Source organism: Rubrivirga aquatilis (assembly GCF_046845665.1).
GTDB lineage: Bacteria > Bacteroidota > Rhodothermia > Rhodothermales > Rubricoccaceae > Rubrivirga.
Genome location: NZ_CP177355.1, coordinates 2,043,463 through 2,059,654 on the forward strand (window position 1 = coordinate 2,043,463; position 16,192 = coordinate 2,059,654).

The following is a 16,192-nucleotide window of genomic DNA, read 5'->3' on the forward strand; positions in this document are numbered from 1 at the left end:
CTAGCTTGTAGGAGGCGGCCTTGAAATTGTCGCCTTCCCGCACGGAACGTCTTCCGGTGCGGGTTGATGCCCACCCGGATCCCACCACACCCCGATGCCGACGCTCCGCGCCGCTATCGCCGCCCTGTTCACGCTCGCCGCGCCCGCCGCCGCCGCCTCGCCCCCCGCGCCCGCGTCGCTCCGGCCAGCCGTCGTCGCCGACGATTCGACCGAGACTGGGCCCTTGGCGTGGGCCCGCGCCGTGGTCGCCGTGCGCCGGGCCGTCGCCGTCGCCGAGGCCGAGCCGGATCCCGCCCGCCAGCGCGCGCTCGCCGCCGACGCCTTCGAGGCCGCCCGGTCGCTGGGCGACGCCGCCTCCATCCGCGCGTTGTCGCTGCGCGCACAGGCCGTCTACGAAGCGCACTACGGGCCCGTCGCCGGGCCGCTCTCGCCGACCGACTTCGCCGCGCTGCGTGGACCGGCGCTCGCGGCGCTGGGGGAGAACTACGCCGCCCCGCTCGTCGGCCCCGCAGCGCTCGCGGCCGAGCGGGCCGCCCGTGCGGCCGCCGCCGCCGAGGCCGAGCGCGCCGCCGGGCCCGACTGGCTCTTCTACCCCGCCCACGCCGCCGCCGCCGTCGACCGCGAGCGGGCCATCGCGGGGCGCATGGCCCGGACCGCGCGCCGCAACCGACGCCTGATGCGTGACCTCGGCCAGATGTTGCGCCGTCGCGGCGTGCCCGAGGACATCCGCTACCTCGCCGTCGTGGAAAGTGGACTGAACCCCCACGCCGAGAGCTGGGCCGGCGCACGCGGCCTGTGGCAGTTCATGCCCGAGACCGCCGCCGACTACGGCTTGGACTCGCTGACCGTCGCCGACCCCGTGGCCTCCACGAACGCCGCCGCCCGCTACCTCGGCTGGCTCGCGCGCCGCTTCGACGGCGACTGGCACCTGGCGCTGGCGGCGTACAACGGCGGCGTCGGCCGGGTCGAGACCATTGCCCGGGCGTACCGCCGCGAGACGGGCCGCCGGGCGACGTTCTGGGACATCGCCGACGACCTGCCGCGCGAGACGCAGCGCTACGTCCCGCGCTTCGTGGCGCTGGCGGAAGCGATGGGCGCCAGGAGCTAGCGGGCGACCGTGATCGTGCGGGAGAGGCGCGAGCCGTCGGCGTCGAGCACGACGAGGTAGAGGCCGGCTGCCAGCGCGCTCGCATCCATCGTCGCCGTGTGCGCCCCCGGCTGGCGTGGGCCGCTCGCGAGCACGGCCACCTCGCGACCCAACACGTCGAGCACACGGACGCGCACCGGACCCACGCCTGCGACCGAGTACCGGACGGTCGCCGCGCCGCGCGCCGGGTTCGGGCCGACCGCCAGCGCCAGCCCAGCGGGGGAGGGGGCTGGGTCCTCTGCGGCCACGCCGAGGAGGTCGCTCGAGATCAGCCGGAAGACGGTCCCCGGCTCGGGGTAAGGCGCGGCGTAGGGCGGCTCCGACCCGAGGTTCCAGCCAACAAATGCGGTCCGCGCCAGCACCTCCGGGCCGTGCGCCTCCGGGGCACTGTCGGCAGTCGTCAGCCACGCCTTGTAGCCGGCGTCGCCGGGCGTCATGTCGAGCGGCTCGAACCAGTAGATCCAGTCGGTCACCGGGTCGTCCACCGCGGACGAGATCGGGGAGTCGGCGGCCGAGAGGTTGTAGGTCCCATCCTGGTCGACGTCGAGGATCGCCGGGATTAGACGCACGTCATCGCTCGGGTCGTCCGGGGTGCCGATGCCAACGTTCCAGATCTCGAAGGGGACCTCGACGAGCGAGAGGTCTCCGAACCGCTGGTAGGCGGTGCTGGTGCTCGTGAACCGAGCCTCGTAGTCGTAGGGGAAGGCGCGCTCGGGGTTGTCCCCGCGGAGGACGCGGGGGAGGAAGCTCTCGTACGACCCGTCGAAGGCGCCCGAGTTGCCTGTCGCGAACAGCCAGCGCGTGCCGTTGGTCTGCTGAACGCCCGCGACCGGGCTCCCGGCACCAGGGGTCGGGAAGCCTTGGAAGGCGGCAGCGCCCGGGTGCGACGCGATGGGCCCGCTGGCGTTGGCGACCACCTCGAACGACGAGAACGCCCGGCGGATAAACTGGAACTGGCGGTAGTCGGAGGCGGGGCCGACGGCGCCGAGGTTGGCGGCGCGGACGCGCCAGAACCGAGTCGTGAGGTCGTTGTAGCCGAACACCTCGGGCCCGATCTCTACCGCGAGCGTGTCGACATCGCGGGACACGAGCAGGGTGTCGAAGGCGGCTGTCGGGGCGATTTCGAACCGGTACTCGGTCGCGCCCGGGACGGCCGTCCACGAGAACGTCGCGATCGGCTCCGAGACCGTGGCGCCGTCGGCGGGAGTCAGCAGCGCCGGCCGGCCAGCCGGCGCAGGGGGCTCGGCGACCCGGCCGGTGAGGGCGCCGTCGTCATAGAGCGCCTGGGCCTGGTCCGACACCTCGAACAGCTCGTAGACGCTGTCGATCTGGTCTCTCCCGCGCGCGAACAGGATGGCGAGGTCGACCGTGATGCGCTCGCCCGGCGCCAGCGTCGGGAACGCGGTTGAGATCAAGCCGGTCCGGTCGGAGGGGGTGTTCTGACTGCCATTCCCGTCCGCATTGTACTCTGTCCAGAAGTGCGGCGGATCGCCGTTGAACATCCACTGGGTGACAGGTCCGTTGGTGTTGTAGCCGTCCCCCCCCGTCTTTAGGGGCGTCCCGTCCTTCCAGAGCGCTTGCTGGAAGGTATAGGCCTCGCTCGCATTGCCGGGGTCCGAGGTGACTCCGGCGCCTCCGATGAAGAACATCGACGACGACGCGCCGCTGAGGATGTCGATGCCGAGGGCGGGAGGCGGCACGCCGTACCCGCCCTCGCCGTCATCATCCGTGTCCCCGTTGTACACGTAGTAGAGGGAGCGCTCTGGGTCCGAGCCCTGGTAGTCGTCGTTGAAGTTACCGAGGTCGGGGTCCATGTACATCGAGACATAGCCGTCCTCAATCGCGCTCTCGCTGCGGTTGATGATCTCGTAGCGGTAGAAGCTGGATTCGTAGAGGGCGGTGTCGGCCTCCCCTCCGCGGACCCAGGCCGTCACGCGCACTTCGATTCCCAGCGGTTCGGTGCCGCCCCATTCGTGCGGGCCGCCCGCGTCGTTCATGACCCACCACGCCGTCTGACGGCCGAAGATCACCGGTCGCTCGCCAGCTGCGAGGTCGAGCGTCTTGGTGCCGTAGCCGGGGTCGCCGAGGTCGAGCGAGACCGTCGGCTCGTCGTCGCCCTGCACGCCGTCGCCGTCGGTGTCGACGAAGTACGGGGCGCCGACGCCGACCGGCCACTCGACGAGGTCTTGCGTGGTGGCTCCGGTCGTCTCGTACGCGGTGAGGTCGACGCCTGCGACCGTCCAGATGCGGTCGAAGGCCGCGCAGGTCTCGGGCGTCGTCTCGCCGTCAGCGTCGAGCGGTCCGGGCCAGTACTCCCATGGGCTGTACGTGCTTCCCGCGAACCGGAGGTCGCCGTCGACGAGCCCGCCGACCCAGAGACCCGCGGTGAAAATGGCGATCGTGCCCGATCCTCGGGGCACCTCGTAATGGGAGCCCTGCCCGCGCCAGAAGAGACCTCCGATGTTGTACAGTCGGGCGCGGACGCCCGCGAAATCCAGCTCCGCCTCGGCGACGCCGACGGCGCAGTCGCCGGGCGTGCCCTGGTCGGCGGAGGGGGCGGCCGGCTTCTGGGCCGAGGCCGCGAGCGGGAGGAGCAGGGCGAGGAGGAGCAACGGGCGCATCGGCATCGGTGGGAATCCAGCCCCACACTACGGTACTCTTCCCGAGGCACACAGGGCACAAACCCTTCACCAAACAAACAACCCGCCCGACGCTTTCACGTCGGGCGGGCCGGCAAGCAGGGAGGTCCCTGTCTTAAGAGTCACCGGCGGGGCCGGTGCTGCTCCAGAATACGACTGAGCGGCGGCGTTCGTGTGCGCCCCGCGCTGGCGCTAGTACCGCGTCGTGACGGCCTTGCGCTTGAGGGCGGAGAGCCAGCGCGTGATGTCGATGCCCTTGGGGCAGGCCTGGACGCAGTTGAAGATGGTGTAGCACTTCCACAGGCCGTCCTTCGAGTCGACCACCTTGAGCCGCTCCTCGGCCTCGGTGTCGCGGCTGTCGAAAACGTAGCGGTAGGCCTTGAGCATGGCCGCCGGGCCGAGGTAGGCCGGGTCGGCCCAGGTGCTCGGGCACGAGTGCGTGCAGGCGCCACACATGATGCACTTGGTGGCGTCCTCGATGACGGCGTGTTGCTCGGGGCTCTGGATCCGCTCCGTTACCGGGGCGGCCTCGTCGTTGATGAGCCACGGCATCACCGCGCGGTACTTGTCGAAGAACCGGGACTGGTCGATCACCAGGTCCTTCAAGACCGGCGCGGCCGGGAGCGGCTCGAACGTGACGGTGTCGCCGTCCTTGAGGCCGAGGTCCTGGACCAGGATCGAGCAGGCGAGCTGGTTCTCGCCGTTGATCTTCATCGCGTCGGACCCGCAGATCCCGTGCGCGCAGCTCTTGCGGAAGGTCAGCGTGCCGTCGAGGTGCCACTTGACGTAGTGGAGCAGGTCGAGGGCCCGGTCCATGTTCTCGGCCGGGACCTGGAACTCGTCCCAGCGCGAGCGCGCGTCGGTCTCCGGGTTGAAGCGGCGGACCTTGACGGTCAGCGTCATCGTCGGGGCCTCGCCACCGGGCCGACGGCGGGGCCCTTTTTCGGCGGCCTCGACGCGGTCTTCGATGGGGGCGGCGACTTCGATGGTGTCGGACATAGGGATTGGGGGTTGGGGTTTAGGGATTGGGGTGGGAGGGGGCCGTCCCCCATCCCCGACCCCCAATCCCCAACACCTCCTTAGTACTTCCGCTCCTTGGGCTGGAACTGGGTGATGACAACGTCCTTGTAGCCGATCTCGGACTGGCCCTGCTGGTCGCTCCAGAACAAGGTGTGCTTGAGCCACTCGGCGTCGTCGCGCTTGGAGTAGTCCTCGCGCAAGTGGGCGCCACGGCTCTCGGTGCGGTTCCGGGCGGAGACCGTGATGGCCTCGGCATAGTCGACCATGAACTGGACCTCGACGGCGTCCATCAGGTCGGTGTTGAACCGCCTTCCCTTGTCCTGGCAGGTGACGGTCGCCGCGCGCTGGCGCAGGTCCTGGAGGTCGGTGAGCGCCTCCTCGAGCGTCTCGTCGGTGCGGTAGACCGAGACGTTCTTCATCATGGTCTCCTGGAGGTCCGTGCGGACCGTGACGGCCTTCTCGCCCGTCGATCGGGAGAGGATGCCGTCCAGGCGCTCGCGGGTGGCCGCCTCCGCGTTGTCGGGGAGCGGCTGGCGCTGGGCGCCCTCGGCGACCTGCTTGGCCATCTCCATGCCCGTGCGGCGCCCGAAGACGACCAAGTCGAGGAGCGAGTTGGTGCCGAGCCGGTTGGCGCCGTGGACCGACACGCAGGCCGCCTCGCCGCACGCGAAGAAGCCCTCGACGGCGCCCGAGCGGTCGCGCGTCTTGACGACCTGCCCGTCGATGTTCGTCGGGATGCCGCCCATGGCGTAGTGGCACGTCGGGGCGACGGGGATGGGCTGCTTGACCGGGTCGATGCCGAGGTAGACGCGGCTGAAGGTCGAGATCTCGGGGAGCTTGTGCTCCAGCACGTCCTTGCCGACCCCCGTCATGTCGAGCACGACGTGGTCCTTGCCGTTGATGCCGCGCCCCTCTCGGATCTCCTTATAGATGCACTGCGAGACCATGTCGCGCGGCGCCAAGTCCTTGACCGTCGGCGCGTAGCGCTCCATAAACCGCTCGCCCTCTGAGTTGCGCAGAATGCCGCCCTCGCCGCGCGCGCCCTCGGTGATCAGGATGCCGAGCCGGTACAGGCCGGTCGGGTGGAATTGGATGAACTCCATGTCCTGCAGCGGGAGCCCGGCGCGGAGCGCGAGGGCGAACCCGTCGCCGGTCCCGGCGTGCGCGTTCGAGGTCGTCTTGAAGGCGCGGCCGTAGCCGCCCGTCGCAAAGCAGGTCGCCGTCGCGTGGAAAGTGTGGACCTCGCCGGTCAGGATCTCATAGGCGACCGTGCCCACGACGGACTCGCCGTCGTCCGACATCACCAGGTCCAGGACCTGGTACTCGTCGTAAAACGTGACCTTGTTCTTGACGCACTGCTCATAGAGCGTGTGCAGGATCATGTGGCCCGTCCGGTCGGCGGCGTAACAGGCGCGGCGGACCGGCGCCTCGCCAAAGTTGCGGGTGTGCCCGCCGAAGCGGCGCTGGGCAATCTTGCCCTCGCGCGTTCGCGAGAAGGGCACGCCGTAGTGCTCGAGCTCGACGATCGTGCGCGGGGCGTCCTGGCACATCTGCTCGATGGCATCCTGGTCGCCGAGGTAGTCGGAGCCCTTCGTCGTGTCAAAGGCGTGCCACAGCCAGTGGTCCTCCTCCTCGTTGCCGAGCGCGGCGCCGATCCCGCCCTGGGCGGCGCCGGTGTGCGAGCGCAAGGGGTGGAGCTTGGAGACGACGGCGACGTCCGCCCCGCCCTCCGAGGCGTAGAGCGCGGCCATGAGCCCGGCGCCGCCCGCGCCGACGATGACGATGTCGTGAGTGAAAGTCATGATTCAGGGGAAAGGGGCAAGAGGCAAGCGGCAAGGGGGGGAGGAGGCCTCATGCCTCATGCCCCATCCCTCTTGCCCATTACAAGCCTGCCACGACGACGGAGTAGGCGCCGATGACGAACAGGACGAGCGCCAGCGTCCACGAGAGCGCGGTCGCGCCGACGCGCGCCATGTCGTTGCGGATGTAGTCGGTCAAGACGTTGTTGAGCCCGTAGAACCCGTGGTGCAACGCGAAGAGCAGGAAGAGCAGGTTGAAGCCCTTCCAGAGGACGGCGTAGACCGGGTCGCCGAGCCTCAGCATCAGAACCTCGTAGGGCGTCGGGCCGGCCACCTCGCCGGGCGGGTGCGTCGGGCCGGGGGCATCGCCCTCGGGGTCGCCCAGCCGGCGGTCTTGGGCGGGGACCACGCGCAGGCGGTCCGGGCTGGTGCCGGTGCCCTCGCGCGCCTCGAAGGCGCGGACGGCGGCGTCGGCCTCTTGGGAGTAGCGCGGGAGCACGCCGGCCTCGGCCTCGTCGGCGGTGACGACCGAGTGCGAGATCGACGCGGTCGTGCGGTCGAAGTGCTGGACCCAGAAGTGGGTGATCAGCAGAAAGATGAGGAACGTGCCCGTGATCCGGTGGGCGAACCACTGGAGCGCGCTCGATCGGGCCGTCCGGCCGTACTTGGTGATAGCCATGAGGTGTCGGGGGACGGAGGGCCGGGCCCGGCGTCCGAGGGGCGAGGCCTCGGACCGGGTACCCGAGGCCTCCTAGCCGTTGTAGTGGTCGATGAGCGCGGCGATCGACGGGTAGCCCCCGACGACGAGCAGGACGAGGGCGACGGCCCCGAGCGTCCAGAACAGCTTCTTCTGGTTCGGGCTCCACCCCACGAAGTCGATGAGCACGATGCGGAGCCCGTTCAGCGCGTGGTAGATGCAGGCGCCCAGCAGGCCGAACTCGGCCACCTTGAACAGGGGCGCGTGGTACCCGGCGATGAGCGCGTTGTACGCCTCGGGGTTCGTGATCGCCTTGAGGCCCCAGATGTGGAGCACGAGGTAGGCCACCAGGCCGACCCCGGTGAGGCGGTGCAGGATCCAGGCGACCATCCCGACGCGCAGCTTGTAGCGCTGGATGGGGCGGACTTCGGAGGTGGCGGCGACGGCCATGACGGTGCGGGGGAAGAGCAGGCTACCAGTCGCCTGGTGCCAGGTTTCACTTAGGAGTGAAAGTTACGGGCCAAGCGTGAACCAAAGTACCTCCGGTCACGCAAGCTGTCCGGTCTTCGCGGAGCCCGCACGGAGCCCAGGCCTCGGGCGGCCCTGTCGGCTTTGGGCACGCAACGGCCGGACCCACGGAGGGGGCGGGGGCGCGCCCAGGGCTCAGCCGCCCTCGAAGGCGTGGGCGAAGTCGCCTCGCTGCGCGGCGTCGCCCAGCATCACGAGCGCGGTCCCGGGCGTGAGCACGGTGTCGGCCGTGAGGTCGGTCGCGACCCCGCCGCCGCGATCCAGCGCGATCACGGTCAGGCCGGTGCGGGCCCCAATCTGGGTCTCGGCGAGCGTCTTGCCTAGGAGGACGCGGGGGGCCGGGACGGTGAACACGTCGATGTCCTCACCGAGCACCAGCAACTCTTTGCCCCGGAGCACCGACATCACCGCCTGCGCCCCGAGCGAGGCGTAGCTCAGCACAAAGTCGGCCCCGGCCCGGTGGATGGTGCCGAGCGTGCGGTGGTGCGTGATCCGGCTGACGATTCGGAGGTCGGGGTTGAGCTTCCGGCAGTACGCGGTCAAGTAGACGTTCATGGCGTCGTCGTGGCCCGTGATCAGGACCGAGTTCGTCTCCATGATGCCCGCCTCCTCCAGCCGCTCGAAGTCGGACGCGTCGCCAGTCGTAGTGCCGACGCAGCGGGCGGCGCTCCGGGGGATCAGCTCGCCCTTCCGCTCGATCAGGTGGACGGGGACTCCCCGCTCGTGGAGCGCGCGGATGGCCGCCGTACCGACTCGTCCGCCGCCGATCACGACCACCGGGGCCGGTCTCATGCGGTACGCCTCCAAGAGGCCGTCGACCTCCTCCAACTGGGCGTCGCTCCCGATGACCATGAGCACGCTCGCGTCCGCCAGCCGGGTGTCTGGGCGAGCGGGTTGGAGGTGGCCTCTCTCCCACACGCCGACGACGCTAGCGCCCGTGGCCTGCCGCAAGTTGGTCTCCCGGATGGTCTTCCCCGCGAGGGGCGTGTGAAAGACGGGCACCTCGGCGATGCGGAGCCCCTCGAACTCTCCTACGAGGTGGGACTGCGCGCCGAGCGCGGTCCCGTGGTTGGCGAGTTGTTCGCCCAGCCACCGCTTGAGCGGGAGCACGCGCGTGGCCCCGCACAGCTCGAGGATGTCGACGGCGTCGTCGCCGCCGGCGATGGCGACGATGGGGACCTCGGGCGCGACCTCGCGCACGGTCAGGATGATGCTCGTGTTGACGGTGTCCTCACGATTGGCGAAGACCAGCCGTGCGCGGTCGAGTGCGAGCGCTCGGTACGTCTTCGGGCTATCGACGGGCCCCGTCACAACCGACACGCCGTCGAGGTGGTGCGAGGCGGCCACCTGGGGGTCCTCCTCGAGGACCACGTACGGAATGGCGTCGCGGTCGAGCCGCTCGATCAGTTCCGGCGCCACCGAATCGTAGGCGCAGATCACGACGTGGCCGGCCATGCCGCGAGGCACCTCGCGCGGCGCCCGCATCCGCATCTGGGTCTCGAGCCAGGGCGCGTAGAAGAACCGGATGAACGCGAACGGCAGCACGATCAGCAGGAGCAGCACGCCCGAGAGCAGCACGACGATGCTGAACACCCGCCCCAGGTCGCTCTCGAAGGTGATGTCGCCGAAGCCCAGCGTGCTCATCACCGTCAGCGTCCAGTAGAAGCCGGTCACCCACGAGTGTTGCTGGCCCTCGTGCAGCATCACGAAGTGGAACGCGACCGCGAACACCCCGATCACGGCGCCCACGAAGGCGATGTACTTCAGCAGCGACCGCACATTGCGGCGCACCTCGGCGTCGCCGAAAAAGTAGGAGAGCTGGACGCCGACAAACTTCACGAGGGCCCGGAATTGACTCCCGGACGATACGGCGAGTGGGCGTCGGGCTGGGGCCACTCGGACGCCGAGGCGGGCGGCCTCAACGAAAACCGGGGCGCCCGGCGAGATGCCCGGCGCCCCGGTCGGGGGTCTGCGGACCGATCGGCGCTAGCCGCGGTCGGCGATCGGCGCGACCGTCTTGCCCTTGGGCCCGACGTACTCGGCGCGCGGGCGGATGAGCCGGTTGTCCGTCCACTGCTCCAGGAGGTGGGCCGTCCAGCCGGTCATGCGGGAGATGGCGAAGATGGGCGTGTAGAGGTCGGTCTCGATGCCGAGCAGGTAGTACACGCTCGCCGAGTAGAAGTCGACGTTCGCGTCGAGCCCCTTGCGCTCCAGAACCGTCTCACGAATCGTGTCACTCATCTCGAGCCACTTCGTTTCGCCCTTCTCCTCGGACAGGTCGGAGAGCATGGCGCGCAGAATCGTGGCGCGCGGGTCGAGCGTCTTGTAGACGCGGTGGCCGATGCCCATGATCTTCTCCTTGGCCTCCAGCTTGCGGTCGACAAACTGCTGGGCGGTCTCGCCCGAGGCGTCGAGCTCGAGGAGCGTCTTCATGACCTCGATGTTGGCGCCGCCGTGGAGCGGGCCCTTTAGCGCGCCCATCGCGCCGACCACGGCCGAGTACATGTCCGACATCGTGGAGCCGATGACGCGGGCGGCGAAGGTGCTGGCGTTCAGGCCGTGCTCGGCGTGGAGTACGAGCGCGGCGTCCATGATGGCCTCGGCGGCCGGGCCCGGGGCCTCGCCGTTGAGCATGTACAGGAAGTCGTGGGCCGTCGAGCCTTCCTGCTTCGGGGCGATGGGGTCCTTGCCCTTGCGGATCCGGTCGAACGCCGCAAGGAGGGTCGGGAGCTTGGCCGTGAGCCGGATGGCCTTGCGGTAGTTGGCCTCGGGCTCCATGACGTCGGCCTCGTCGTCGTAGGCCGCGAGCATCGATAGCGCCGTGCGCATGGCGGCCATCGGGTTGGCGTCGCTCGGCGTGTGGTGCCGGAGGTGGTCGAGGAGGTCGTCGTGGACCGGGCGCGCGGCGCGGAGCTGCGCGTTGAGGTCGTCGAGCTGGGGTGGGGTCGGGAGCTCGCCCTTCCACAGCAGGTAGGCGACCTCTTCGAACGAGGCGTTCTTGGCGAGGTCGCGGATGTCGTAGCCACGATAGATAAGCTCGCCGACCTGGCCGTCGATGAACGACAGCTCAGTGTCGAGCGCGGTGACGCCTTCGAGGCCTCGGGACTTGGTGGGGGCGGCAGCGGTCTGGGACATCGGGGAGGGCGGGTGGGGACCGGGCTTGCGGTCGACGAACGATCGGGTGGTGCGCCTACCCCCGCAAGCGTGGGGAGTTCAGCGCCATGCCCCACGAAACGGAACGCTAGCGCCTCCGTTCGCGGATTCGGCGTTGAGACCGGGAGCGCTTCCGTCCGGTTGCGGGGGGGCTCCCGTCTCCGGCTAGGTCCGCGGGGCCCTCTGCGGGCGTGCCGGGGCGGGGCCGCGCACGGGCTCTTCGCACCGCTATAGGAGAGGAGAGGTGCGGCGGGGTGGTACCTTCGGCCTACGGGCCGTGCCAGTCACCGTCCGTCACCCATCCGCCGCGCCCGGCGGGCCGGGGCCCCGGACGCCGAGAAGGCGACGGCCGCCCCCCGCCAGTGCGCCCACCGATCCCCCCTCTGTGCTCGTCGTCGTCCACGTGATCGCCCGCCTCGCCGCGCTCCTGACCCTCGGGTTGGGAGCGCGCGTCGCGTTGCGCGCCGCGGCCGTTGGGCACCGTCCCCCTGCGCCCGCCCGGCCCGCCGCGATAGCGGTGGGGGGCAGAGGCCCGAGGCTGGCCCCGGCACCGTGCCGAGCGCTCGCCGGGCCCGGACGCGCTACCCCACCCCCCGTTGAAAAAGCAAATCATCATCAACGCGAGCAAGGACCGCTCGCGCATCGCGATCGTCGAGGACGGCGAGCTCGTCGAGCTCTACGTCGAGAATCCGGATAACGTCCGTACGATCGGCAACGTCTACCTGGGCCGCATCCAGAAGGTCATGCCCGCGATCCGGGCCGCCTTCGTCGACGTCGGCGAGAAGCAGGACTGCTTCCTCCACTTCTCGGACCTGACCGACAACCTCCCGCAGCTCGTGGCGTTGGCGGGCGAAGAGGTGCCCGGCCTCGACGGCCCCGTGCTGTCGCTCGCGCCCGCCAAGCGGATCGCCGAGGACGACTCGGAGCCGGACGTGGAAGACGCCCTCGAAGTATCGCCGGGCGACTCTGCCGACGACGTGGAGGACAGCCGCACCAAGAGCCGCTCCGGTGGCCGGAGCCGCTCGCGCAGCCGCGGCCGCGGCCGGGGAGGCCGTGGCCGGGGGCGAGGCCGCCGCGAGGAGGAGGAAGAGCAGGAGGAGCGCCGCCCGCTGCGCGGCGTCATCGACCTGAGCTCGCCCGCCAAGCCGCGCCGCACCCCGCGCCCGACGCCGACGCCCGAGCCTGAGGAGGAGCCGGAGGTCGTCGACACGCCCGTCCCGGTCGATGAGGCGCCGGAGACGGACGCCCCCGACATCGCCGAGGAGGAGACGCCCGCTGAGGAGGCGCCCAAGAGCCGCCGCCGGAGCCGCAAGAAGGCCGCCGACGCGCCCGAGTTGGACGCCGACGCGGAGGCGCCGGAGCCGGAGGCCGAGACCGAGGAGAAGCCGAAGAGCCGCCGCCGCTCGCGGTCGCCCAAGCCCGCCGAGGGGGCCGACGAGGCCGACCGCCAGCCGGGCGCCGCCGAGGCCGCCGCCGCCGATCCGTCGGACAACGACGAGGCGGACGACGGCGACGACGCCGACGAGGCGAGCGGGGAGGACAAGCCCAAGCGCCGCCGCCGCCGGGGCCGTCGCGGCCGTGGCCGTGGCAAGAGCAGCGAGGACGGCGGCGACGACGCCGTGGCGCCCGACGAGGACACCTCGAAGGGCAAGGGCCGCCGCCGGAGCCGCTCCGAGACGCCCGCCGACGCCGACGCCGACGGCGCCGGCGAGGCCTCCGACCGCAAGCCCTCCGACGACGACACGGCCGACGCGGATGCCGACGCCGACGACCGCAAGCCCAAGAGCCGCCGCACCCGCGACGGCGGCGGCCGCTCGCGCCGAGGCAAGGCGTCCGACGACTCGTCCTCCGACAAGGAGTCGAAGCCGGACAAGGCCAGCGACAAAGGGAGCGGCCGCAAGCGGCTCCCGTCGAAGGTCGACCTCACAGGCGGCTCGTCGCGGTCCAACCTCCGCGTGATCCCCGAGCACCACCGCGACGACGACGACGACGGCGACCGGACCAAGGCGCAGGAGGATTCCCGCTCTGGCGTGGCCGATGGCAAGACCGAAGCTGAGACCGAGGGCCGGAGCCGCCGCCGCTCGCGCTCGGAGGACAGCGACGACTCGGGCCGTGACCGTGGTGGGCGTCGCTCCTCGAAGAAGACGGACGACGACGGCGAGGGCTCCGACGACTCCGGCCGCAACCGTGGCGGCCGTCGGTCCAAGAAGTCGGACGAGGGCGACAGCTCGGAAGACCGGGGCGGCCGCTCGCGTCGGTCAAGCAAGGACGAGGCCGACGGCGAGTCGGACGGCCGCTCGCGCCGCCGCACGCGGTCCGGCGACGACACCAAGGATGAGTCCGAGAGTGAGACGCGGGAGTCCAACCGCTCGCGCGGTGGACGCGATTCCGGTCGCGACTCGGGCCGCAGCTCGCGCGACGGCGACCGTGGCGGGCGCAGCTCGTCCCGCGATGGCGGGCGCGACTCCGGCCGTGGCGGACGCGACACGAACCGCCAGCGCAGCAAGGCCTCCGGCCGCATCCCTTCGAACGAGGAGCTGGTCAAGCGCGACGGCAAGATCATCGTCAAGATCACCAAGGAGGCGATCTCGAATAAGGGGCCGCGCGTCTCGACCGACCTGTCGCTGGCGGGCCGCTTCCTGGTGCTCGTCCCGGCGGCCGACTACGTCGCCGTCTCCAAGAAGATCGAGAGCGCCAAGGAGCGCCGCCGGCTGCGCACGCTGGCGACCAGCTTGAAGCCCGACGGCTTCGGCGTGATCGTCCGGACGGTCGCCGAGGGCCGCGACGCCAAGAGCTTGGACACCGACCTGCGCCTGCTGACCGACAAGTGGCGCAAGATCGAGGCCAAGCTCAAGAGCAACCCCGAGCCGCCCGTCCTGCTCTACCAGGACGTCAACATGGTCTCGTCCGTCATCCGCGACCTGTTCTCCGAGGACTACGACCGGATCCTCGTCGACGACCCCAAGGTGTTCAGCAACGTCCAGGCCTATGTCAAGGCCGTCGCACCCCAGATGGCGGACAAGGTGGAGCTGCACAAGGGACGGACGCCGGTCTACCGCTCGCTGGGCATCGAGAAGCAGGTCGAGGAGGCGTTCTCCAAGCGCGTCAACATGCGCGGCGGGGGCTACCTCTTTATCGAGACGACCGAGGCCATGCACGTGGTGGACGTGAACTCGGGCCGCGCCGGCCGCGGCAAGTCGCAGAAGCAGAACCTCATCGACGTGAACGTAGAGGCGGCCCGCGAGGTCGCCAAGCAACTCCGCCTGCGCGACCTGGGCGGCATCATCGTCATCGACTTTATCGACCTCAAGTACGACCGGGACCGCAAGAAGGTGACCGACGTGCTCAAGAAGGCCTTCGAGAAGGACCGCGCGGTGACGAAGCTGCTGCCGATGTCGGACTTCGGGCTCGTTCAGATCACGCGCCAGCGCTTGCGCCCGTCGATCACGGCGAACTCGACCGACGAGGACGGCAACCCACTGGACGCTGCCGACGCCGTCGCCGCCGCCGGTGCCGGCGAGATCCAGCGGTCTGGTGCCCCAGCCTACGAGGCCTACGAGGACGATGACCGGGACGACCGCTCGGAGCGGACGGACCGTCCCGAGCGCGCCGAGCGTCCGGCCGTGGCCTCCGAGGACGCCACGCCTCGTGCGCTGGCGGGCCGCATCCGCGGCTGGCTCGACCACTACCGTGGGACGGTCGACGAGCGCTACAAGAGCCGCCCGATCGTCGTCCGCGTCCACCCGCTGCTGGGCACGTTCCTGCGCCGTGGCCTGGTGTCGCCGCTGACGCGGTGGCGGCTGAGCCTGCGCGGCATCGTGTTCGAGGTCGAGGACGACACGAGCATCGACCCGCTGGCGTTCGACGTCCGCGACCAGAAGTCCGGGCGGTCGCTGCTGAAGAAGTACGCCGCCTGAGGCAGGAGGCACGGGGGATAGGGCAAGGGGCACTCTTGCTACGGCCCCTTGCCCCTTGGCCCCTCTCCCTCGCCCTCATGAAGTCCCCTGCCGTCGCCGCTGCGCTCGAAGAGGCCCTGCGCCAGCTGAGCGTCCGCGTGCGGCGCGAGCGGGGGACGTTCCGGGGGGGGCTGTGCGTGGTCGACGACGCGCACGTCGTCGTGCTCAACAAGCTGCACCCGCCCGAGGCGCAGGTGGCCGTGCTGGCGCGCGCGCTCCGCGAGCACGGCGGCGTGGACCAGCTCTACCTCCGGCCCGCCGTCCGTGCGGCGCTGGAGGACGCGTGGGCGCAGGCGGATGCGGGCGTCGAGGAAGAGACGGGCGACGATGCCTAGCCCCGCGCTCACGGTCACGCTCCTCGGGACGGGCACCTCGACGGGCGTCCCGGTGATCGGGTGCCCGTGCGCGGTGTGCACCTCGGACGACCCGCGCGACGCCCGGACGCGGACGTCCGCGCACGTAGTGGCCCACACGGACGCGGGCGACGTGCACGTCCAGATCGACGCCGGGCCCGACTTCCGCCAGCAGGCGCTCACGCATGGGGTGGACGCCGTCGACGCGCTGGTGATCACGCACGAGCACTTCGACCACGTCGTGGGGCTCGACGACTTGCGGCCGTTCTTTTTCCGCGAGCGGTCGCCGGTGCCCGTCTTCGCGCTGCCCTCGACGGCCCAGGCCCTGCGCCGGATGTTCCGCTACGTCTTCGACCGGACGTACCCCGGCGCGTCGCTGCTGGACCTCCGACCCGTCGACGGCCCGTTCGTGGCGGAGAGCCGGGCGGGTGAAGGGCGGGTCGAGATCACGCCGATCACGGCGCCGCACGGGGCGTTCGAGGTGCTGGGCGTCCGCATCGGCGGGTTCGCGTACCTCACCGACGCGGCGTCGGTCCCGGCCGAGACGCGCGCCGCGCTGGCGGGCGTAGACGTGCTGGTGCTGGACGGCTTGCGCCCGGACCCGCACCCGACGCACCTGTCGTTTGCGGAGGCCGCCGAGGTGGCGCTAGCGGTCGGGGCGCGGGAGACGTGGCTCATCCACGTGACGCACGCGGTGACGCACGAGGCGGCGGATGCGATGCTGCCCGAGGGCGTGCGGCTCGCGTACGACGGGCTGGTGCTGGAGGTGGCCGCCCGCTAGGCGACCAGCCCCGACACGCCCAAGCGACGGGGTGGCCGGTTCCGGCCGGCTGCGTGGGGCGGGTGACGGCCGCCAGCAGGATGTGAGGCTCGCACGACGCCGGTGCCTCCTTCGGGTCG

11 protein-coding genes are annotated in these 16,192 nt (G+C 70.8%); 4 read left to right on the top strand and 7 right to left on the bottom strand.

The window, feature by feature from the left end; all coding sequences use genetic code 11:
* Nucleotides 1-94 precede the first annotated feature (94 nt).
* Nucleotides 95-1,108: a lytic transglycosylase domain-containing protein gene (locus ACLII4_RS08800; RefSeq protein ID WP_412070532.1), complete on the top strand. Its 1,014-nt coding sequence runs from the start codon at nt 95-97 to the stop codon at nt 1,106-1,108.
* Here ACLII4_RS08800 and ACLII4_RS08805 read toward each other — a convergent pair.
* From ACLII4_RS08805 to ACLII4_RS08835, 7 genes are all read right to left on the bottom strand, one after another.
* Nucleotides 1,105-3,768 (bottom strand): hypothetical protein, encoded by a 2,664-nt coding sequence (locus ACLII4_RS08805; protein ID WP_412070533.1) that lies wholly within the window; start codon nt 3,766-3,768, stop codon nt 1,105-1,107. The two genes, ACLII4_RS08800 and ACLII4_RS08805, sit on opposite strands and share 4 nt — an antisense overlap.
* A gap of 210 nt (nt 3,769-3,978) precedes the next feature.
* Nucleotides 3,979-4,689, bottom strand: a complete 711-nt coding sequence (locus ACLII4_RS08810; protein ID WP_412070560.1) for a succinate dehydrogenase iron-sulfur subunit — start codon at nt 4,687-4,689, stop codon at nt 3,979-3,981.
* Between the two features lie 176 nt (nt 4,690-4,865).
* Nucleotides 4,866-6,608, bottom strand: a complete 1,743-nt coding sequence (gene sdhA / locus ACLII4_RS08815; protein ID WP_412070534.1) for a succinate dehydrogenase flavoprotein subunit — start codon at nt 6,606-6,608, stop codon at nt 4,866-4,868.
* A gap of 79 nt (nt 6,609-6,687) precedes the next feature.
* Nucleotides 6,688-7,284 (bottom strand): succinate dehydrogenase, encoded by a 597-nt coding sequence (locus ACLII4_RS08820; protein WP_412070535.1) that lies wholly within the window; start codon nt 7,282-7,284, stop codon nt 6,688-6,690.
* A 72-nt stretch (nt 7,285-7,356) separates the two neighbouring features.
* On the bottom strand, nt 7,357-7,752 hold the full coding sequence (gene sdhC, locus ACLII4_RS08825) for a succinate dehydrogenase, cytochrome b556 subunit (protein WP_412070536.1): 396 nt from the start codon (nt 7,750-7,752) through the stop codon (nt 7,357-7,359).
* 213 nt (nt 7,753-7,965) lie between these two features.
* The gene (locus ACLII4_RS08830; protein ID WP_412070537.1) at nt 7,966-9,669 is read right to left on the bottom strand and encodes a potassium channel family protein; all 1,704 of its coding nucleotides are present in this window, start codon (nt 9,667-9,669) and stop codon (nt 7,966-7,968) included.
* Between the two features lie 147 nt (nt 9,670-9,816).
* A complete protein-coding gene (locus tag ACLII4_RS08835) occupies nt 9,817-10,965 on the bottom strand; it encodes a citrate/2-methylcitrate synthase (protein WP_412070538.1) in 1,149 nt (382 codons plus the stop codon).
* A 614-nt stretch (nt 10,966-11,579) separates the two neighbouring features.
* Here ACLII4_RS08835 and ACLII4_RS08840 point away from each other — a divergent pair.
* The 3 genes from ACLII4_RS08840 (at nt 11,580) to ACLII4_RS08850 (ending at nt 16,073) form a co-directional block, all read left to right on the top strand.
* Complete coding sequence (locus ACLII4_RS08840) at nt 11,580-14,900, top strand: Rne/Rng family ribonuclease (protein WP_412070539.1); 3,321 nt, start codon at nt 11,580-11,582, stop codon at nt 14,898-14,900.
* A 77-nt stretch (nt 14,901-14,977) separates the two neighbouring features.
* Nucleotides 14,978-15,274: a hypothetical protein gene (locus tag ACLII4_RS08845; RefSeq protein WP_412070540.1), complete on the top strand. Its 297-nt coding sequence runs from the start codon at nt 14,978-14,980 to the stop codon at nt 15,272-15,274.
* Entirely contained in the window at nt 15,267-16,073 is an 807-nt protein-coding gene (locus ACLII4_RS08850) for an MBL fold metallo-hydrolase (protein WP_412070541.1), read from the top strand. The genes ACLII4_RS08845 and ACLII4_RS08850 overlap by 8 nt, the downstream gene beginning before the upstream one ends.
* The last annotated feature ends 119 nt before the right edge of the window (nt 16,074-16,192 follow it).